Genomic DNA, 20,809 nt, shown 5'->3' with positions numbered 1-20,809 from the left:
TTTTTCCAATACTATTTTGTGGATATATATGTCTAGATTGAATTATTCTAATCATTTCTATGTGTACCCATACATTTGATAAATTTTAGATATATTAATATAATGATTTTATTATTTGTATTGAGTTTTATTGTATAAAGCATGCTAGATATAAAAAACAAAGACTATAAAAACCTGTATTCATATACAGCAAGTAATTTATAAAAAAGGTAGGTAATATTTATGGAAAGAAGTAAATCTTTAAATACTAGTGAATTAGTATTAATGGGGCTAATGATTGCTTTAACCTATATAGCAGGAAGCATAATTAAAATTCCATCAGTTGGAGGCTTTGTCCAAATAGGCGACTGTATGGTATTCTTATCAGTGATAGTTCTAGGTAAGAAAAAAGGAGCAATTTCAAGTGCTCTTGGTATGTTTCTTGTTGATGCATTAGGTGGATATTATTTTTGGGCACCCTTTACGCTAGTTATTAAATGGGGAATGGCTTATATTGCAGGATCTATATTAGAAAAAATGTCAGAAAACAAAGTTACTGTGAGGTATACAATTGCATTTGTATCCAGTGGTATATTTATGGTGATTGCATATTTTTTTGCTGGAATAATAATATCAGGCTTTTTAACAGAAAAAATTGGGCTAATACAAGGAATAGCATATTCAGCTAAAGATATATTAGGGAACATAATCCAAGTATCTACTGGTATAGTAATCGCATTGCCATTAAGTGCAGTTGTATCAAAAGCAAAACAAGCTGTATTTGCTCATTAGATTTAGCTTCTACAAATCATTCAAATTTTTATAACAGAAATTTTTAAAATTTTCTATCACTAAAAGTCTCAGGTGATTCCGTATCCTGAGATTTTTTATCTTCATTTTCAAATTTAACTAAAAAATATCTAGGGGATGAATATATTTTCCTTTTTGTTCTCTTTTAAAATGTCCCCTTCTGAATTATCTTTATTAATAATTTATGCTTCAGAGTGGCCTAGATGCCACCTATTTCATTCCAATTCAAACTCTTATATAATAAAGAAGTGACTATATCATAATAATTAAAAAACTTAATATGATACAGTCACAGTAATTAATAAATTTTCAACCTCTATTTTATGCTCTGTTCTCCTCTGTCTTAGAACTTTCCATTATTTTAGGCATTATCATTGATGAAAGTAACGATATAACAGCTATTCCTATAAGTATTATAAATAAAAAGTGTAATGAACTGTTTAATGAGAGTCTTATCTGTTCATCAGTTACCGCTGAATTATACAAATTACTTGGATCAACTCCATTTATTCCTAATTGAGTAAAATACTTAATTATATATATATTAAATATACTACCAAATATACTTACTCCTATAGTTTGACCTATTGTTTTAAGCAATGAATTAGCTGCAGTTGCAGCACCTCTCTTGTTATATTCTACTGACTCTTGAATTATTATTGTTAAAGTTGTAAATGCTCCACCAAATCCAAATCCCATTATGAAAGCATATATTATTACTAATAATATAGAAGATTCTGCATTCAATGTAGGCAATAACGCTGTACTAATTAGTAAGATAACATTAGATATAAGTATTACTATTTTCCCACCAAACTTTACTATACACTTTCCTAAAATTACTGCAGCTATAAGCCAAGCAAATGACATAGGAGCTAGTGCCAAGCCTGATATCTTAGCACTATATCCAAGTACATTTTGTATGTATATTGGGAGATAAACATTCGAACCCATTAATATAGCTGAAGCCAAGAAGCTTATTAAATTCACAATTGAACTTGTCTTTGTAAATATATCAAAAGGAATAATTGGCTCTTTTGCTTTTCTTTCAATTATACAGAATGCAACTAGTAATATAACAGTTGCAATAACGGATAATAAAGTAAATATATTATTGCTAGAACTCATATCTTCATTTGACAAGAAGATATTCAAAAATATAACCATCGCCAGTGATAAAGTTATAATTCCAGCAAAATCTATGCTATGTTTTTTCTTTTCGAAAACTTCATCCAAATTTCTTTGAATAAGTACAACTGATATAATTCCAAATGGAAGATTTATAAAAAATATCCAATGCCAGGATAATAAATCTATTAAAATCCCTCCCAAAAATGGACCTACTAAACTTGCAATTCCCCAAACAGAACTTATTATTCCTTGGATCTTTGGTCTTTCCTCTAATGTAAATACATCTCCAATAATTGTATATGTAACTGTAAATATTGCTCCAGCACCTATTCCTTGTACTGCTCTAGCTCCTATCAGCATGTACATAGTTTGCGATAATCCACATAAAAAGCTTCCAATTAAAAATATTATTATTCCAATTGAAAGCATATTTTTTCTTCCATATAGATCTGATAGTTTCCCATATATAGGAGTAGCAATGGCAGAAGTTAGTAAATATACTGAAAAAACTGAACTAATAATTTCAAATCCTTGTAAATCCTTCACTATTGTTGGTATAGCTGTCGTTACAACAGTTCCTTCCACTGCCCCTAAAAACATTGCTACCATTAATGCTGCTGCAATGCTTCTTTTTCTTGAATTCATCTTTAAATCACTTCCTTATAAATTTCCTTTGTTTATTTTAAGGTCAACTTTATAATTATATATATACTTAGCTATTTATACAACATTATAATAATATTTTAACTTGATGTGCTACTGATTTATGATATAGTATATAATAAAATATTCAATAATTTAAGAGGGGTAATTATATGACAAAATCGACAATGTCAATGTCTTCATTTTTTCGCAATAGATTTGTTCAAGTAATTATAGCTTCTTCTATTTTTCTACAAATAGGAATATGGGTTCGTAATTTCGCCATATTGTTATTTGTAATGGAGAAGACTAATAACAATCCCATTGCGGTTTCTTTAATTTCAGTTGCAGAATTTGCTCCAATATTTATATTTTCATTTATTGGGGGAACCTTTGCAGATAGATGGCGACCGAAGCGTACCATGGTTTGGTGTGATTTACTAAGTGCTATTTCTGTTTTTGCCGTTCTGCTTACAATAATCTTTGCAACTTGGGAAGCTGTATTTTTTGTAACATTTATTTCATCTATTTTGTCTCAGTTTTCTCAGCCCTCTGCAATGAAATTATTTAAAGTCCATGTTCCTGAAGAGTTTATGCAAACTGGAATGGCTATTTTCCAAACTCTTATGTCTATTTTTATGATTATAGGACCAGCATTAGGTACCATTGCTTTTCAAAAGTTTGGAATAGATATTTCTATATCAGTAATGGGTGTAGCTTTCTTACTATCAGCTTCAGTATTAACTCTATTGCCCGCTGATGAGATAATTGAAAAGAAAGAAACTACAAATCATTTCTTAGAAGAATTAAAAGAAGGTTTCGCCTATGTTTGGCAGCAAAGAGAGCTAACTATACTTGGATCTGTTTTTGCAGTATCAGGCCTTGCTGTTGGTATCATACAACCACTTGGGGTTTTCTTAATTGTTGAAAGACTCGGTCTTCCTAAAGAAAATCTTCAATTATTACTTATGGTAAATGGAGCAGCAATGTTTATTGGTGGCGGATTAGTTATGACAATCTCAAAGAAAGTTATGCCCCAAAAGCTTCTTGCAATAGGACTTATAGTTAACACCATTTCAATGGTTGGCATGGGATTATCTTCAAGCTGGATTATAATTCTATTGTTCCAATTCCTTAATGGATTTTTTATGCCTTGCATCCAAATTGGTATTAACACATTAATTCTTCAATTAACAAAATCTGAGTTTGTTGGAAGAGTAAACGGAGTATTAAATCCAATGTTTATGGGATTCATGGTTATTACAATGTCAATTACAGGATGGCTTAAAAGCCAATTTTCCCTTACTATTCTCTACATCTCAGCAGGCATACTTTTTCTAATAGGTGCAATGCTTACTTCATTAATATTTAATACCTCAATTAGTAGTGAAATAGATTCAGCAGAATAGAAAAGTGAAAAAGCACCACTAGATGTTATAAATTATGATATCTGGTGGTGCTTTATTATTCTTAAAATACGTCTATTTATTTCAAAAATATAAAAAATCATTACTTTTCTATTGGATACTTAGGGCCTGTTAGATCTAGTTGATAAAAAACTAAGTCCAACCATTTACCAAATTTATAGCCTGCTTTATTTACTGTTCCCGAGTATTTAAACCCAAATTTCTCATGAATTTTGATACTACCGTCATTTAAACTATCAATGCAAGCAACCATAGTTGCGTACTCATCTCTATTAGCAGCATCAATTAATTCCTTTAACAATATCTTCCCTATTCCTAAATTTCTATAGTCTTTATGAACATATACAGAATGTTCTATTGTGTACTTAAAGGCTGGATAAGTTCTAAAAGACCCGTATGTAGCAAATCCTACAACTTTGTTATCTTTTTCAAACACCAATAGTGGGCATCCATCTTTTTTCTTTTCATCAAACCACTGTTTTCTTTCCTCAAGATTATGAGCAGTATAATCATAAATCGCTGTTGTATTTAATATAGCATCATTGTAAATCTCTAAAATATCTGCTAAATCTTTTTCCGTTGCTTCTCTTATCATTTTTCATATCCCTTTCAAAATAAACTAATCTTCCTATATTTTAACACCTATGTGCAATATGTAAAATTATTTTTTTAATATCCCCATTTTATTAATTTTTATAGTGATAAAACAACACTTAATTACAAATAATTGAATAATAATAAATTAAACTAAATAAAAAACAGCATACATGAACTTATTTACCTACAGTTAATGTACGCTGAACTTTACTAATATTTTTAATTATTCATCTATTATCATAAACAATGAAAGATTGGCTCCATTTTCTTATATGTACAAAATTCTTTATATCCCAGTTCCTTAAGTTCATTTTTTACATAAGAAATCTTGCATCCTACATCATCTTCCTTATGTGAATCAGATCCTATTGTAATAATAGTTCCTCCTAATTCTCTGTATAACTTTAATATTTCTCTAGAAGGTGTCAAATCATCTAACCCATATCTAAAACAAGATGTGTTAATTTCAATTCCTTTTCCATGAGAAATTACGTGAACTAAGATTTCTTTTACAATATCTCTTACCTTTTCAAAAGGATATTTTCCCATCTTATCATATCTATTAATCATATCTAAATGACCTAAAACACTATAATCATTATATTTTTTTATTACTTTTAATATTTCCTCATAATATTTCTCATTATATTCCTTTTGTGTCTTTCCTTTTTGAAAATCCTGTGTCCAAAATGCCTTATTATCTACCTGATGACAAGAGAGAATAACAAAATCAAAATCATATTCATTAAAATCTTTTTGAAATTCATCAATAGTATGTTCTTGCATCCCAAATTCGATTCCAAGTTTCATAGTAATTTTATCTTTATATTTTTCTCTGCACCTATTAAATTCATTTATATAATCTATATAATTGCAATTTATATCTACTTTCACTCCATAATCAACATGCTCTGTAAAGCATATTTCATCAATTCCTAAAGATATTGCCTTTTTGATCTCATCTTCCATAGGATAAGTGGAATCATCGCTAAAACTTGTATGCATATGATAATCAGCTAACATAATTAAATTTCCTCCTAAAATATTATTACAACTATTATTACTATTTCTTCAATATAAAATTCTCAATTAATTCAGCGACAACACCTTCATTATTATCGGCTTCTGTTGTATAATCACAGGCTCTTTTTACATCTTCAACTGCATTTCCCGCCGCTACTGATAGACCTGCTACTTTTAACATAGACATATCGTTATAGTTATCTCCTACAGCAATTGTGTCTTTAATATCTATATCTAAAATTTTTGCTAAATTAATTAGACCACTACCTTTATCTACCCCTAATGAATTAAATTCCATATATCGATTTGACGAATAACTTACAGCACAATACCCCTCTGTAATACTTCTCATATCTGGCTCAATACCCATCAAATATTGAACATTTATATTTTGATATATGATCTTTGCAATTGGTTCCTCTTCAAGAAAATCCACTGTATTTTCTTTCATAATAGTACACTCTAATTTTTGATTTTTAATTCTTTCTTCTTCACTTTGTGATAAATTATAAATATACAATTTATCTTTTGTATAAACATGTATGCAAACATCCTTATTTAATCCATACTCAAAAATTTCTTTCATCTTATCGAATCTTAATCCTTTAAATTGCAGTAGCTTGTTATCCTTATTTTCTGTTAAAGCGCCGCCATTAAAGGAAATAATATATTCCCCAACCTGATCATATAAATCTAAAATTTTCAAGTCCTTCTGAATAGAAGAATAACCTCTTCCTGTAGCTGGTACAAATTTTACTCCATACTCTTTCTTGGCTCTTTTTATTAAATCAATATTTCTTTGACAAATTATATGATTATCATTTAATAGTGTCTCATCCATATCACAAGCTATTAGTTTATATGCCATAATTTTGCCTCCTCCTATATTGCGCATTTTTATATATACTTTTTTAAAATATTTAAAATAAGATCTGCTTCTAAGACTGTGTATTTCCAATACTTTCAAAAGTTATTTGCGATTTGATTTTATTGTAACTCTCCAAAGAATGAAGCACTGTATCAATCTTGTGCCGTGAATATATACTCTACTTAATAATTTTCTTCATAAAAAAGAAACTGCTTGTACTCTTTAAAAGTCATCTTTATAATAGATGCTCAAATCCAGTTATAATTTCTACAATATAATTTATATGCTAACTCCATTGATATTTTAAGTTCATAATTCTTTAGTTCAATTTGATGATAATAATTTTTATTAATGCTAAAATAAATATATATATGTTGCAATTCATAATGCATATTTCATAATTACGGCTAAAATTCTTTAAATATTTTTAAAATTATGATGAGTAATTGTTTTATCAACATACATAATACTTTTCCTTAAAAAGTATTAATGACAAATTTAATTGTTTATTCACGACATTCATTAATAAAATAATTCATCTAAAAATGTAAACTTCACCAAGGAGATAATCATCATGACAATTTATAATTTACTTTTATATGCTAATAATTTAACTGAAACAGAAAAATTACTTGCAAATTACATATTGGAAAATCAGGAGCAAGTTGCTGGTATGTCACTAGATGAATTAGCCAAAGTATCTTTTTCATCAATCTCAACTATACACAGACTATGTAAAAAAATCGGATTAACTGGTTTCAAAGAATTTAAAATCAAGTTTGTTGAAGAACTATACTCCAAAATGAATAAGCCAGAAAATATTGATATAAATTTTCCTTTCAAGAAAGACGATACACAGTTTCAAATCGCTAGTAACATTAAGCAGCTTTATATTGATACCTTAACCAACACTTTTTCCTTCTTTAATTCCGAACAGCTAGAAGATGCTGTTGATTTAATTTATAATGCCGAGATAGTCGATGTTTATGCCGTTACAAATAATATACAAACGGCATTGAACTTTCAAGATAAAATGCAAAGCATCGGTAGATACGTTAATGTTTCACTAATTCCAATGAACCAAGTATACCGTGCTGCCGCTTCTAATAATAAAAATAAGCAAGTTGCAATTATCCTTTCTTATTCTGGTAAGACACCTGAAATTAAAGAAATTGCTTTAGTTCTAAAACGTAAGGAAATAGAAACCTTAGTTATCTGTTCAGCTCAAGAAAACTATTTAACTAAGTTATTTAAATATCATATATTTGTTTCTAGTAAAGAAAATTTAAAAAAGAAAATTTCTCACTATTCTTCTCATATTGCTACACAATATGTTTTAGATGTCATATTCTCTTGTATCTTTAACAAAGATTATGAAAAAAATATGGAGTATCGCCTAAACGAATTTAATAAGTTAGATCATCGCCAGGTAGAAGAATGACCTAATCTTTAGATGTTTATGCTTCGTACTTAGTATTACATTTTGTTCATTTACATTATAGTAGATAACTATTGATAATTATATACATGCAATCAAAACAGGTACTTATTTTCAAATATTCCTTTAAATAATAAAATTATCTGAAAATATTTTTCAGATAATTTTATACTCATAGAAATATATAATTTTTATAGATTTCAATTAACATTAAAAACCTAGCCAGCTTTTCTTCATTCAACATAATTATTTCTTACTAATATCTTTTTATATTTATACAACAATTATTTAATCTCTCTCAAACAATTGTTGTAAATCTTCTTTTGATAAACTGCCTAATAAGCCGCTATTTTTAAGTTCTCCCGTTAAAATACTGTCAATAAGTTGTTTTTTATCTTCTTGAAGCAAAATGATTTTCTCCTCTATAGTTCCTTTAGATACTAACTTAATCACCTCTACTACATCCCTTTGACCAATTCTATGAGCTCTATCCGTCGCCTGAGCCTCAACTGCTGGATTCCACCATGGATCAAAATGAATAACTAAATTAGCTGATGTTAAATTAAGTCCAGTTCCTCCAGCCTTTAAGGAAATCAAAAAGACATTCACAAACTCATTAGTATTAAAATCTTTAACCATTTTTATTCTATTTTTAGGGCTTGTTTTTCCGCTCAAATGGAAAAATTCTATTTTCTCCTTATTTAAGCGATCCCCAATCCTATCTAATGCAGAAGTAAATTGTGAAAATAGAAGTATCTTCCCACCAGAATCAATATGATTTTTGATAATTCCTGCTACTTCTTCTATTTTCCCACTTCCTCCATTATAGTCTTCAAGTATAAGTGAAGGATCTAAACATATCTCCCTTAGCTTAGTTAAATATGAGAATATCTCGATTCTACCATCTTTGTTATTCTTCATTACAGCTTTTACTCTTTTTACATAATTACTATACACAGCTTTTTGAGAAGGGGTCATTTCAACTAATAAAGTTTTTTCTATTTTATCTGGTAATTCATTCATTACTTCTTTCTTAGTTCTCCTTAAAATAAAAGGCTTTATCATAGTCTTAAGATTCTCTAAATTATCTTCCCTTCTTGAAATAAATTTTTCCTCAAACTTTTCTTTAGCGTAGAGGTACACTGGCATTATAAAGTCAAATATAGACCAAAGCTCTGTCAAATTATTTTCAATAGGTGTTCCAGTTAAAGCAAATCTAATTTTTGCCTGAATTTCTTTTACAGCTCTTGAATTCTGAGCTTCAGAATTCTTAATACTCTGCCCCTCATCAATTATGCAATAATCAAAAACAATATCTCTATAATTATCTATATCTAATCTCAATGTTCCATAAGTAGTTAGCACTACATCATACTCATATATATCTTCCATAATTTTATCTCTTTGACTTCCATGAACCATCACAACCCTTAAACTTGGCGCAAATCTTAAAATTTCATCTTTCCAATTATAAAGCAATGATGTCGGACAAATTATGCAAGTCTTTTTGTTCTTCTCTGATAATAAGAATGCTATAACTTGTATTGTCTTACCTAATCCCATCTCATCTGCTAATATTCCTCCAAATCCCACTTCACTTAAGGTCTTGAGCCACTTAAATCCATTAATTTGATATTCTCTAAGGATTCCTTTAAAATCACTTGGGATTGATATATTTTTATTATTTATGTTGTCTAACTTATTTTCTATATCTTCTAATTCATTGGAATTCTGTATAATTCCTAACCCTATATTCTTTATATTTTCATATAGACATAAGGCTTTATTCTTCTCCATTTTAACTTTTTCATTATTTAAATCCAGATTTATATTTAACACTTCAATTAGATTAAAAAAACTTCTCACACCATTATCTTCAAAATCTAAAAAGTTATTATTTCTTGTTTTGTAAAATTTATTTTTATCTTTATATGCCTTTAATGCACTATTTAATTCCTTTGTTCCTAACTCCTCTATACTATAAGAGAAATTATAACTACCGTCCACTTCATCTAAATCAACTCTAATTGAATCCAGATTATATATTTTTTTATTGCTAAGGCCGTTTCCTAACATAACATTTCCCAACGAGTGAATTGTCTCTCCTTTTTTGCTTAGTATATTAAACAACTCTTCATCTTTACCTATAAATACAAGTCTGTTATCTATTTTTACAAAACTTAGTTTTTCAACTTCCATAAGAAGCTTTTCTTCTTTTTTATCATCTCTTATGAACGTATGTGAAACATTTCTCTCATCTAATATATTGATTTTTGTACTACCATAGCTAAGAAATATATCACAGTAAATTTTTCCGTTCCCTTCATATAAAAAGAATTCAGGTCTTGATAAATTAGATGCATAATTTCTTAAGTTTTCCGCAATATTTATGTTACTCGAAATTCTACTTAAAAGAGACATTAGTTTAGTGTAAGTATCTATATCTTTTCTATAAGTAATTCTGCCATAAACTAATAATCTTTCATGCAAACTAGCATAATTATCAATTTGATTTTTTGAAGGTAAATAGAGTTCATTCCTAAAATAATAAACATCATTGTTTGAATTTAATGAAATGGGAAGCTGCTTATGAGTCGTCAATACTATCATTCCGTTATCTTCCTTAACATTAAAGGTTATAGGTAGATCTTTGTGTAATATTGGTGCTGTAATTTCAATATAATCAAACTTAAATTTTATTTTTCTATCCTCTATACCTTTTAAAAATTTTCTAAGTTCCTCTGGCTTAAGTATAAGCTTCCCACTTCTCGAAGGTGTTTGTACCTCATAATATAGAGAATCTTTTTCTATTTTTCGAATAAGCCTTGTGCTATGATCATTTCCCCATATTTTATATTTTTCTGCAGTTTTCTCTTCAGAATTTTCTTCTTTATCATTATCGCTTTCAAGCAAGCTAATAAACTTATATTCAGTAGCAGTTATATGACTACACATTAATGTATATCCACTCGAAGTAAACTCTTTAAACTCGTCACAGGAACACTTAGCGCTCTCTAGTTTTTTCTTTTGAAGGTTGATCTTAATATGTGTACTAAATTCGTTAATTCTATTTTTATCCGTAACTCTTCCATAAATATGATATATATTATCTATCTTTTTCCCCTTAAAATAAGTGACTAAACCATTATTAAATTTAACCTCTCCCTCTCTTTTCATAGTAGATGAAGCTGATTTAAATAATATTGACTTTAATTCTTCTAGTTTCAAGTAATCACCTCTTTCGTGACAAGCACAAATAAGATTCTAGCCATTTATTTAATCTATAAATTATAAATTAAATATCACTTTTACCTCTAATACTTGCATTTCAATAATGCTATTTTTGCATAAAATATATTATAACATAGTAGTTTAGATTTTTTATCTTTGATCAAAAAGTTATACCCTCAAGGAGTATCTCCTCGTCCACAGATTTTACTGAATTATAATTTCCTAAATAGCCAAAAAATAGCTTAGTGCTGAAACACTAAGCTCTCCTAGAACTCTTTAGTTTTAATATAAAATTATATGCCGCCTCATCTTCCCACTGAGATAGCTTAACATGACCTAAATTAACTCCATCAATTTTAAAATTTAAAATCCCTTTTAGGTTATTGTAATATAATTCTCTATCCAACTTGATTTTGCTAAATAAAATCTTTTGAACACATGGTTTACTATTCGCATCTGAGGGAAGCATCATCATAGCAACACCACCGGTATATTTATTTTTATTGAGGTTTGGTTTAATCATATTTATATATGTAACTCCATCATTTGAGCTGCTTAAATTAAAAAATATCATTTTATCGGATACAATATACTTCCCCATAAAATATTTAATCACCTTTTCATCTGAACAAATCTTAAAATTTACATTTTCATTCTTAATTTCTACGATTCCTTCATGCAAAGATCCTTCTTTAGCTATATTAGTAACAAAAAAATAAACGTAGTATTTCTCTTCAAAAATATCGGATCCAATTTCATTATTATTTTCTAAGTTCTCAATATCTTCTGCTGTTAGCGGCATAGAAATAAGTTTTTCGATTGTTATATTATATACCTCAGAAATATATAGTAATGTTTCTATAGATGGGAAAGCATCTCCTGATTTATATTTAGATAGTAAATCCTCTGATATACCAATTTTACCAGCCAACTTTTTTTGTGTTGATTCCAATTGAATTAATTTTCTTAGATTGTACGTAAAAACCTTAGATGTTTTTTCATATATATCATTTTTTAATGCTTTTACTTCATTAATATTGTTATACATAATATCTGAATCAGCTTTAATATAATTTAATTTGTTCTTTATCTTTTCATCTATTTCTTTAAATTCATATAAATCTTTATTCAAATTCCTCACTCCATATTGTTATCATATAATGATAATCAAATAAGTTGAATTATATTCAACTCAATATTTTATATTTTTCAATTATCTTAGACATTTATATATAGTAATTGAAACAATTCAATTACTATATTACCATAATATTGCAAACTTCAAAATACAATATATTTTAAGGAGATAATTATGTCTAGATCAATATCTAAAAATGCTTTTTTTAAAGCGGTATTAAATGTTTCAAATATAATTTTGCCTATAATAGTTATGCCAATAGTTCTTAGTGCAATTCAAGATAAATTAAATGGATATATGACCATGGGGGAAACCTGGACTGCAGTTTTTATGATTTTTGCAAGCTTTGGGGTGTATCAATATGGTTTAAGAGAAGTAAGCAAAGTAAGAGATGATAAGGATAAACTAACCAAAACAATTACTAGTTTATTTGTAATTACCACCACAACAACAGCTGTAACTTCTATTTTTTATGCTATCTTTTTAACTATATTACATAGAAATGATGCATATTTTTATACTTGCATGGTTATGGGATTAAACATAGTTTTTAATATGTTCAATGTTGAATGGATTAATGAAGCTCTTGAAAATTATGATTTTATAGCATTAAAAACTATGATAATTAAAATCATATATAATTTATTAACAATATATTTTGTAAAGACTCAGGCTGATTTTTTATTTTACATATATCTTACTTGTGGTATAAATTTTATTAATAACATATCCAGTTTTATATATATAAAAAAGAAGATACACTTTGACTTCTCAGATTTACAAATAAAAAAACATATAAAACCTATGTTTTCAGTTGTAATACTTGCCAACACATACATTTTATATACTTGGCTTGATAAAAACATGCTAAATAGCAATTTAGGATCAACAGAAGCAGGATATTATGGAGTGGCCCAAAAGATAATGTCAATGATAGATATCTTAATGTTTACAATAGTTCAAGTTTCCATGGCTAGACTTTCAAACTATTTAGAAAATCATTCAAAAGAAATCTATTTGAATTTATTAAATAAGGTAATTAAAATATATTTCTTATTCTTATTTCCAGCCTCAATAGGATTACTTGGAGTTTCTAAACAGGTTATTATGATTATGGGCAAAGGTACTGATATCTATCTTCCAGCTGTACCAATACTAATGGTGTTTTCAATATATATGCTGACTATTGGAATTGATAGAATTATTTCAGATCAGATAATTTATATTTTCGGGAGAGAAAAAACAGATGCTAAATTAGTTTTCATTGGAGGGATATTAAATTTAATCTTAAATGCGCTTTTAATATTTACAGATATGTTCACACCAACAAAAGTAATAGCAACAACTTTAATTTCAAATTTAGTAGTTATGGCTTTAGAATATAGATTAGTAAAAAATGAACTTAACATAAATATAAGATTATTCGCTTTTGAGAATTTGAAGTATTTGTATTACTCTTTAATATTTATCCCAATAACCTTTGTTATAAATAAATTTATATCTGGAACTATATTATCATGTATACTTGATATACTTGCTTGTTGCAGTATTTACTTTATAATTCTTATAGCAACAAGAGATGGTGTGTTCTTTGGATTATTAAGCATAGTCTTTAAAAAATTAAAAGTGTTATATAATCACAGAATAATGTAGATCTTTCTAGTTAATTAGAACGGATATAAAAAATGGTGTATTGTACTTTCTTTTCAAATAGAAGAAACAGTAAATAGTTTATTTTTATAAAAAACTATTTACTGTTCTAAATTTTACAATAAACTTAATATATTCAATTTCAATTAAAACTCAAAATAAATTATTAGCCTAATAACATTTTTTCATCAATACGTTTAAATAATTATTATAGAATTTTTACGCAACCAACTTATTAACAATTATTTTTATTACAGATTATTTATTAATTCTCTTGCTTCCAAGTTTCATATGAAATTGAGGATCTTTTGGTATACTCGGATTAACACCTCTTAAATTAGGTATCTCTCCACATATTAATTGCATTGGCACTATGAAATTAAATGTTTGATGATGTTCATCTTCACTCACATTTATTTGTAGATTTCTATCATCCGAAGCAACATTTCGTCCTATTACATAAATATTGCTTGTCCATTCAGATAAAACTTCAATCATTTTTGCTACTCTTGGTTCTTTTCCTGTATCTAATATAAATATTGTTGAATCACTATTTATTGCATTATATATACCATGTATAAATTCTTCAAATTCATATCCTGTAACAGGCACTCTCATAGTTTCTAATAACTTCAATGCACTTTCTAAAGTATCACCATATAATTCTGCTGGACCTATTATTCTTATTTCCTTAGCTTCTACTAATCTACTTTTATTTTTCTCAATCCATTGTTCTGACTTTTTATATACGTCTTCAAATCTATCGCTAGCATCTAATATTTTATCTATTTCTTCTTTGTATTTTTCTTCAGATATTTGTCCATTTTCTTTTCCTAATTTAAGTCCAAGAAGCATTAAGTTTAACTTTGTGCAATAAAAACCTTTAGTTTTAGCTCCAGCTTTTTCTTCTCCACAGTATACTGTTAAAATATAATCTGCAGCCTCATCTATTAAAGCATTTTCGCATCCAGCCATAGATGCAGTTATACAACCACATTCCTTTGCCAATTTCATTGCATTATAAGTCGAATAACTACTTCCGCCTTGTGATATTCCTATTATCAATGTCTTTTCGTTTTTACCTTTGAATGTATCTTTAGTTATCATAAATGGATACATTGCTATAACTTCAGCATCTAATATTCCTTGCAAATAAGTTTGTACTTGTACCCCTGAATGATAACTTGTTCCTGATCCTGTAATTATAATTTTATCTATATCTTCCTTTATTATTTCTTTAAATAATTCATCAGATTTTGAGATTATCTCCTTCATTTTAGTTGGAGTTTCTAACATATAATCTTGTATTCTCATTTTTATTACCTCTTTCTCTTATTTTTTATTATAATAGCCATATTGCATGCAATATTATTCCACCAACTATAACACCTATTGTTATTTTAGTGATGCTTACTTTCTTCTTTAATAGATAGTAAATAAAGAAGGCAAATAATAGTGGCAGCATGTTTGGCAATATTTTATCTAATATATCCTGAACTACTACTTTTGCACCGTTTAAATTAAATACCAACGGAGTTTTTATTTTTAACATAGTAGATACCATTCCACCAACAACAAATAGTCCAACTGTTGTTGCTATAGACATTATTTTTTCCATTAATCCTTGCTTTTGTATCTTCTCTAATGAGTTAACTCCTAATTGGTACCCATATTTTAATCCCAATATTCTAATAGCAAACCCTGGTATATTGTATAATAGCAAGAACAGTATTGGTCCAAATATATTCCCTTCACTGGCTAGAGAAACACCTATTCCTGCTGCTATAATTCTAAATGTTCCCCAGAAGAGCGAATCTCCTATTCCTGCTAAAGGCCCCATTAAAGCAGTCTTTATTGCACTAATTGCGCTTTCATCAAAATCAGAATTATTTGAATTTTGTTCTTCCATTGCAGCAGTAATTCCAAGTATTGTCGGAACAATTACTGGGGTTGTATTAAATATCTCAAGATGTCTTTCTAGAGCTTTAGCTTGATCTTCTTTCTTTGAATAAAGTTTTTTGATAACTGGTAACATTGCATAACAATAGCCTAAATTCTGCATTCTTTCATAGTTAAATGCTCCTTGAAGAGCGAATGAACGCCAAAATACACTTCTTAACTCTTTTTTACCTAGTTTATTCAAAGTCAATCTCCCCTTCCGTTAAATTATTCGCAACTGCCTGCTTAACTGTGCTATTTTCTTTAGTGTTAATATAAATATTTAGTATAAATGCAACACATGCTCCAAATAAAGCTATTGCTGTTATATCTAATTTAGCGTAGGCTGCTAATAAAAATCCTATGAAGAAAAATACAGCCATTTTCTTTGAAAGTAACATATCCATTAATAGTGCAAATCCTACAGCAGGTAATAGTGATCCTGCTATTCCAAGCCCTTCTAAAATTATCTTTGGAATAGAATTTATTAACGCCGTAACAGCATTTGCTCCTAACATGATTGCTAAGAATGTTGGAATAAAGGTGCTTAGGAAAAATAACATAACCGGGATCCACATCATTATTGCAATCCCCCTGAAGTCAGCCTTTTTAGCATATGCACTTGCCCTTTGAGCAAAATAAGAATTTATTATTCTTACTAATACGCCTAATGATTGTGCTAAAACTGCAATTGGTACTGCTATAGCAAGAGCTACCTCAACACCATTTCCAGATAATATTGCAAAAGCTGTTCCTAATATACCACCTGTTACAACATCTGGTGGTGTTGCTGCGCCTATTCCTGCAATACCCATCCATATAAGTTCAAGTTGAGCTCCTATAATAATACCTGTTTTTAAATCGCCTAAAATTAGTCCTACTAAGGCACCTGTGATTATTGGTCTTTCAAGCATTATCTGCCCAAAAATACGTCCATCCAGTATACCTATTCCTGCAAGTAATCCCAGCATAATTGCTTGTGCTATCATAATTTTTTACCTCCTTACTTATTTTAGTAAATCTGATAAAGTCTTTTTCTTATCCCTTGGCAGCATTCTAAATTCGATTTCTATGCCTAAATCATTTATTTCTTTTAGGTTAGATACATCATTTTCATCAACAGCAACTAAATCTGTTAGTTTCTGCTTCCCAGCTTCATATCTTAAGCCCCCTACATTTAATTCCTTTATAACTCCGCCTGAATTTTTTACTAGTTCCAATGCATCTTTTGTATTTTTTACTAAAACAAGTACATTATTCTTCTTAGATTGAGCAAATTTCTCTACTATCTCACCCGATTCCTGTACTCCTCTAATATATAAAGTTACATTATTGGGTTTAGCTAAGTTTAATGCCATAGCTTTCATTTGATCATTTTTTGCTTCATCATTAACCACTAATATTACATTTATCCCTAGCGATGTTGACCATCCAAATGCAACCTGCCCATGTATTAATCTGTCGTCAATTCTCATCAATGATATCATCTTCTTCATTCCTTTCCTTATTGTTTTTTAGTAATTCGTTTATATGAATAATTCCTTTTCTTGCTTCTTCTATTCCATTTTTTATCAACATTTCTATATCATCTTCGCCTGATAAAAGTATTGTTAAAATCATTGGCAAATTTATACCTGTTATTAATTCAAATTCATATCCATTCAACAATAAATTGGTACATAAATTAGCTACACTTCCACCAAAAATGTCTGTTAAAACAATATACTTTTCTTCTTCGCTTTTATTAGATAAAATTCTTTTCATTTCCTTTTCTGCATCATCTCCCGATTTATCTTTAGTCATGCAGAAATATTCAACATTGCTTAATGATCCTACTATTAATTTACTGGTTTCTATAAATTCTTTTGATAATTCTCCATGAGTTGCAATTAGAAATTTCTTCATTACTATCACCTCCTTTAATTTTTTTATTTATACTTTATTAATAAGCAAAAAGCATGCCAACTAGTGACATGCTTTTTATAAAATTTTATTTTATTCTCTTAATTGCTTGAAATTATTGAATTGGTCCATATATTATATTATAGATATATCCAATCTCTGCAATTGGTATTTGCACACTATAACTTTTTTCTATCACACTAAATGAATTTTTAATTAGCTTAATCTCACTCTGATGCTCTTCAATTAGCAAATTTAAATCTGTATATTCTTCTATCTCAGCCTGTCTTACTAATCTCTCTACCATACAGCTTAAATGAACATATAAAGCAATTTTTTTGTCATTTGGTATTTTTCTTTTCTGATTATTTTCAAACTCATTGATACCGTCCTCTATTCTCTCTATAATCTTATTAGAATCTAAAATAGTTAGGCTATCTATAACTCTTGTCAAAGAGAAGTTTTTCACAATAGAATCATTTATTAATTTAATTTGGTCATGTCCTGCTACCTTACTGAAAATTCTATACACCTCATCTTCTCTTTTTCCTGATATAATATCTTCTAAAGATATAAACTTAATTGTCTCAATTTCAGGATTATACGTACCGACAATAGCTAATACGTCATACATCTTGAATATAGAGTCATCTTTTCCTTTAGATACTAGATTATTATAACTATACGGAACCACCTTTACATCAACTATTCCTGCTAAACTTTCTGAAAGTAAATTCTGTATCTTAATTGCAGTACTTATTCCTGTAAAACAAGATGCTATTATTGCATATTCTTTATTCTTCTGAGGATAAAATAACTGTATGTTAGGTTTAATTTCTTCATTCATTACTTCAGAGATTTCTTCAATAGTTTTTCCTTGTATTAATAAATTTCCCACTTCCAAAGCTAACATAGTTGTAACTTGATCTATACAAAGCATGGGAATATTAATCTTATCTTTTAGATTTTCATAAATTAAGCTAAGAGATCCCATATCAAATAAAACAATTAAGCCATTTTTTAATTTATCATCTTCAATATACCTGTTCAATTGCTTAAGCACATCTATTGCTGTTGCATCTATTGGCATGTCAATAGATGCAAATACATTTACACCTATAATACGATTGCAGACATTAGCCATACTACTTGCTGTTGCATATCCATGAGCAATAATTATTGCATTCATCTTATTAAAATTTATACGTATTGCAGTAGTTTTAATAAATATAATCATAATAATTAAATCACTATCAGTTAAATAAATATCTAACCTGTTCGCTATAAAACTTGCTATTTTATATACTACAGAATATTCTTTATAATTTTCTCTCTTTAAATAGCTCAATAACTTATTCTCTATTTTTAATTCCTCTTCATCTAAGCTATAAAAATCATTTTTTGAGTATAAGTATGATGAAAAAGCCAGCACATTATTCCCATCATATTTAATATTATAATTTATTTCTAGATTTCTAAATATATCCTGCATTGTTGATATTATAAATTCTATAATTACGTTTTTAGTTTCATCATTATTAGCAAATACTAGCCTATCCATCAAATTAACCATTATATTGGAACTCTTCTCATAAAATCCTTCTTTGCTGACTTCTCCACTTTCAACTAATTTATACAACTTAAAACACTCTAATATACTTTGCTTAATTATGCTTTGCTTACTTTCTTCATATGTTTGGACATGTCTATTGTTATTGTCTGAAAATACAATACTTTTGCTTTTATTATTATTTTGAAACTTAAAAATCTCTGCATTCTCAATGTATATGTTTCTTGGTATATCCTGCAATGTTACAAATATATTTCCATTTCTTCTTTGGCCCTTTGAATATGATCTTCCACACGCATATTTTATTACATTTTTACATTCTCCAATATTTCCTTTAAATTTTATTTTTAGAATTGTATTTAATGTAAGCTGTGTAATTTCAATTGGTATTCCAAAAATCTTACTTTCTTCATATATAAAATGTTCTATTATTCTCCTTTTCTCGATAGGTCCTCTTTCCTCTACATTAGGAATATATATATTAATAGGTATTCTTCTTAAAAAAGTTGGTAAAAATTCAGATAGATTTTCTGTTGTTGCAAAAACTAATCTTACATCTGCTTTTCTCTTTACTCCATTTTCACCAATTCTTGAAAATACTCCCGTATCCATAAATGTGAACAATTTTTCTTGTCCTTCGCTATTAAGTCTATGTACTTCATCTAAAAATAAGATTCCGCCATCTGATTGTTCAATTAACCCTGCTTTTGATTCTGTAGCCCCCGTATATGCCCCTTTAGCATGCCCAAATAATATACCAGATAATAATTCAGGATTATTATAATACTGAGCACAATTCAAAACATTATATGGTCCATCTTTTTCTAAAACATTACAGCTTACACTGTACTTGTAGATTATCTCTGCTAAAAAGCTTTTACCAACTCCACTTTCACCTGTAAGCATAACAGTTAATCCCCCTTTGGGATATAAAACTGCCGTTTTGATTTGCTCAATAACTTCCTTCAGACTGTTATCATAACCAATTATACTTTCAAAAACAATCTCCTGTTTTAATGACTCACATTCCTGTTCTAGTTCGTATATATCTTTATATATACTTTTCTTTGTTGGCCCAATAATATCATTAATTTTTTTTCTAGGAAGAAATTTAACTGGGCGACTATTTATCTTAAGTAAATCTTTAGATTTCACCAATTCATTTAATAATCTGCTTGCTTGAGTCCTGCTCATCTTAAAATTGCTAGATATATATTCCGTCTCAATTCCTCCATACTTTTCCAAGTCTTTAAGACTCTCAAATACAGCTTCTGAATTAATAAATTCCAAAACTTTAGTAATCATAAATTCCCTCCAATACATATAAAAATTTATTTTAAATAAATCTACATTTTTCCTTAAGCATTGTACTTATCATTAATTTATCATTTGCTTAAATAATAAAAAACATATCCCTCTAAAATTTTTATCTTATTTTAATAAATTATTTATATAATTTTATCAT

Annotated in this window: 16 protein-coding genes; 4 read left to right on the top strand and 12 right to left on the bottom strand. The window is 28.3% G+C overall.

The annotated features are described in order from the left end of the window. The first annotated feature begins 222 nt into the window (after positions 1–222). Positions 223–771: an ECF transporter S component gene (locus F3K33_RS05150; protein ID WP_023975256.1), complete on the top strand. Its 549-nt coding sequence runs from the start codon at positions 223–225 to the stop codon at positions 769–771. Between the two features lie 339 nt (positions 772–1,110). Here the strand turns inward: F3K33_RS05150 and F3K33_RS05145 are convergent, their stop codons facing one another. Beyond that, positions 1,111–2,565 carry an MDR family MFS transporter gene (locus F3K33_RS05145; RefSeq protein WP_023975257.1) on the bottom strand — a complete coding sequence of 485 codons (1,455 nt, stop codon included), beginning with the start codon at positions 2,563–2,565 and terminating at the stop codon, positions 1,111–1,113. A 170-nt stretch (positions 2,566–2,735) separates the two neighbouring features. Between F3K33_RS05145 and F3K33_RS05140 the strand changes: the two genes are divergently transcribed. After that, on the top strand, positions 2,736–3,971 hold the full coding sequence (locus F3K33_RS05140; RefSeq protein WP_039769802.1) for an MFS transporter: 1,236 nt from the start codon (positions 2,736–2,738) through the stop codon (positions 3,969–3,971). A gap of 100 nt (positions 3,972–4,071) precedes the next feature. On the opposite strand, the gene F3K33_RS05135 is transcribed toward F3K33_RS05140, so the two are convergent. From F3K33_RS05135 to F3K33_RS05125, 3 genes are all read right to left on the bottom strand, one after another. Further along, on the bottom strand, positions 4,072–4,584 hold the full coding sequence (locus tag F3K33_RS05135; protein ID WP_039769800.1) for a GNAT family N-acetyltransferase: 513 nt from the start codon (positions 4,582–4,584) through the stop codon (positions 4,072–4,074). Positions 4,585–4,823: 239 nt separating this feature from the next. Continuing rightward, complete coding sequence (locus tag F3K33_RS05130; RefSeq protein WP_023975260.1) at positions 4,824–5,609, bottom strand: histidinol-phosphatase HisJ family protein; 786 nt, start codon at positions 5,607–5,609, stop codon at positions 4,824–4,826. A gap of 40 nt (positions 5,610–5,649) precedes the next feature. Further along, complete coding sequence (locus F3K33_RS05125; RefSeq protein ID WP_039769797.1) at positions 5,650–6,477, bottom strand: Cof-type HAD-IIB family hydrolase; 828 nt, start codon at positions 6,475–6,477, stop codon at positions 5,650–5,652. Positions 6,478–7,051: 574 nt separating this feature from the next. On the opposite strand from F3K33_RS05125, the gene F3K33_RS05120 reads away from it, so the two are divergent. Further along, a complete protein-coding gene (locus F3K33_RS05120; RefSeq protein ID WP_011968316.1) occupies positions 7,052–7,918 on the top strand; it encodes a MurR/RpiR family transcriptional regulator in 867 nt (288 codons plus the stop codon). A gap of 285 nt (positions 7,919–8,203) precedes the next feature. Here F3K33_RS05120 and F3K33_RS05115 read toward each other — a convergent pair whose 3' ends face one another. After that, a complete protein-coding gene (locus F3K33_RS05115) occupies positions 8,204–11,143 on the bottom strand; it encodes a DEAD/DEAH box helicase (RefSeq protein WP_039769794.1) in 2,940 nt (979 codons plus the stop codon). A gap of 259 nt (positions 11,144–11,402) precedes the next feature. Beyond that, the gene (locus F3K33_RS05110) at positions 11,403–12,278 is read right to left on the bottom strand and encodes a helix-turn-helix domain-containing protein (protein ID WP_023975263.1); all 876 of its coding nucleotides are present in this window, start codon (positions 12,276–12,278) and stop codon (positions 11,403–11,405) included. A 180-nt stretch (positions 12,279–12,458) separates the two neighbouring features. Here F3K33_RS05110 and F3K33_RS05105 point away from each other — a divergent pair, with 180 nt between their 5' ends. Beyond that, on the top strand, positions 12,459–13,937 hold the full coding sequence (locus F3K33_RS05105; RefSeq protein ID WP_023975264.1) for an oligosaccharide flippase family protein: 1,479 nt from the start codon (positions 12,459–12,461) through the stop codon (positions 13,935–13,937). Positions 13,938–14,192: 255 nt separating this feature from the next. On the opposite strand, the gene F3K33_RS05100 is transcribed toward F3K33_RS05105, so the two are convergent. From F3K33_RS05100 to F3K33_RS05075, 6 genes are all read right to left on the bottom strand, one after another. Continuing rightward, complete coding sequence (locus tag F3K33_RS05100) at positions 14,193–15,248, bottom strand: SIS domain-containing protein (RefSeq protein WP_017212704.1); 1,056 nt, start codon at positions 15,246–15,248, stop codon at positions 14,193–14,195. A 28-nt stretch (positions 15,249–15,276) separates the two neighbouring features. After that, on the bottom strand, positions 15,277–16,077 hold the full coding sequence (locus F3K33_RS05095) for a PTS system mannose/fructose/sorbose family transporter subunit IID (protein WP_023975265.1): 801 nt from the start codon (positions 16,075–16,077) through the stop codon (positions 15,277–15,279). Further along, positions 16,070–16,861 carry a PTS mannose/fructose/sorbose/N-acetylgalactosamine transporter subunit IIC gene (locus F3K33_RS05090; protein WP_023975266.1) on the bottom strand — a complete coding sequence of 264 codons (792 nt, stop codon included), beginning with the start codon at positions 16,859–16,861 and terminating at the stop codon, positions 16,070–16,072. Before F3K33_RS05090 ends, F3K33_RS05095 begins: the two co-directional genes overlap by 8 nt. Before the next feature lie 18 nt (positions 16,862–16,879). Next, positions 16,880–17,368 carry a PTS sugar transporter subunit IIB gene (locus F3K33_RS05085; protein ID WP_241394411.1) on the bottom strand — a complete coding sequence of 163 codons (489 nt, stop codon included), beginning with the start codon at positions 17,366–17,368 and terminating at the stop codon, positions 16,880–16,882. Then, positions 17,337–17,777 carry a PTS sugar transporter subunit IIA gene (locus F3K33_RS05080; protein ID WP_039769792.1) on the bottom strand — a complete coding sequence of 147 codons (441 nt, stop codon included), beginning with the start codon at positions 17,775–17,777 and terminating at the stop codon, positions 17,337–17,339. The genes F3K33_RS05085 and F3K33_RS05080 overlap by 32 nt, the downstream gene beginning before the upstream one ends. A 112-nt stretch (positions 17,778–17,889) precedes the next feature. After that, positions 17,890–20,649 (bottom strand): sigma 54-interacting transcriptional regulator, encoded by a 2,760-nt coding sequence (locus F3K33_RS05075; RefSeq protein WP_023975268.1) that lies wholly within the window; start codon positions 20,647–20,649, stop codon positions 17,890–17,892. Positions 20,650–20,809 lie beyond the last annotated feature (160 nt).

Origin of the sequence: Clostridium beijerinckii, assembly GCF_008705175.1 — a bacterium.
Classification (GTDB): Bacteria; Bacillota; Clostridia; order Clostridiales; family Clostridiaceae; genus Clostridium; species Clostridium beijerinckii.
The sequence above is the reverse complement of the archived record's forward strand: the minus strand, read 5'-3'. Positions and strand labels throughout refer to the sequence as shown.

What these genes read in the sequence shown, in the direction of transcription:
- F3K33_RS05120 (WP_011968316.1), top strand. Translation starts at nt 7,052, where the DNA reads ATGACAATTTATAATTTACTTTTATATGCTAATAATTTAACTGAAACA.
- F3K33_RS05085 (WP_241394411.1), bottom strand. Translation starts at nt 17,368, where the DNA reads ATGAAGAAGATGATATCATTGATGAGAATTGACGACAGATTAATACAT.
- F3K33_RS05105 (WP_023975264.1), top strand. Translation starts at nt 12,459, where the DNA reads ATGTCTAGATCAATATCTAAAAATGCTTTTTTTAAAGCGGTATTAAAT.
- F3K33_RS05100 (WP_017212704.1), bottom strand. Translation starts at nt 15,248, where the DNA reads ATGAGAATACAAGATTATATGTTAGAAACTCCAACTAAAATGAAGGAG.
- F3K33_RS05140 (WP_039769802.1), top strand. Translation starts at nt 2,736, where the DNA reads ATGACAAAATCGACAATGTCAATGTCTTCATTTTTTCGCAATAGATTT.
- F3K33_RS05150 (WP_023975256.1), top strand. Translation starts at nt 223, where the DNA reads ATGGAAAGAAGTAAATCTTTAAATACTAGTGAATTAGTATTAATGGGG.
- F3K33_RS05145 (WP_023975257.1), bottom strand. Translation starts at nt 2,565, where the DNA reads ATGAATTCAAGAAAAAGAAGCATTGCAGCAGCATTAATGGTAGCAATG.
- F3K33_RS05130 (WP_023975260.1), bottom strand. Translation starts at nt 5,609, where the DNA reads ATGTTAGCTGATTATCATATGCATACAAGTTTTAGCGATGATTCCACT.
- F3K33_RS05090 (WP_023975266.1), bottom strand. Translation starts at nt 16,861, where the DNA reads ATGATAGCACAAGCAATTATGCTGGGATTACTTGCAGGAATAGGTATA.
- F3K33_RS05125 (WP_039769797.1), bottom strand. Translation starts at nt 6,477, where the DNA reads ATGGCATATAAACTAATAGCTTGTGATATGGATGAGACACTATTAAAT.
- F3K33_RS05080 (WP_039769792.1), bottom strand. Translation starts at nt 17,777, where the DNA reads ATGAAGAAATTTCTAATTGCAACTCATGGAGAATTATCAAAAGAATTT.
- F3K33_RS05135 (WP_039769800.1), bottom strand. Translation starts at nt 4,584, where the DNA reads ATGATAAGAGAAGCAACGGAAAAAGATTTAGCAGATATTTTAGAGATT.
- F3K33_RS05075 (WP_023975268.1), bottom strand. Translation starts at nt 20,649, where the DNA reads ATGATTACTAAAGTTTTGGAATTTATTAATTCAGAAGCTGTATTTGAG.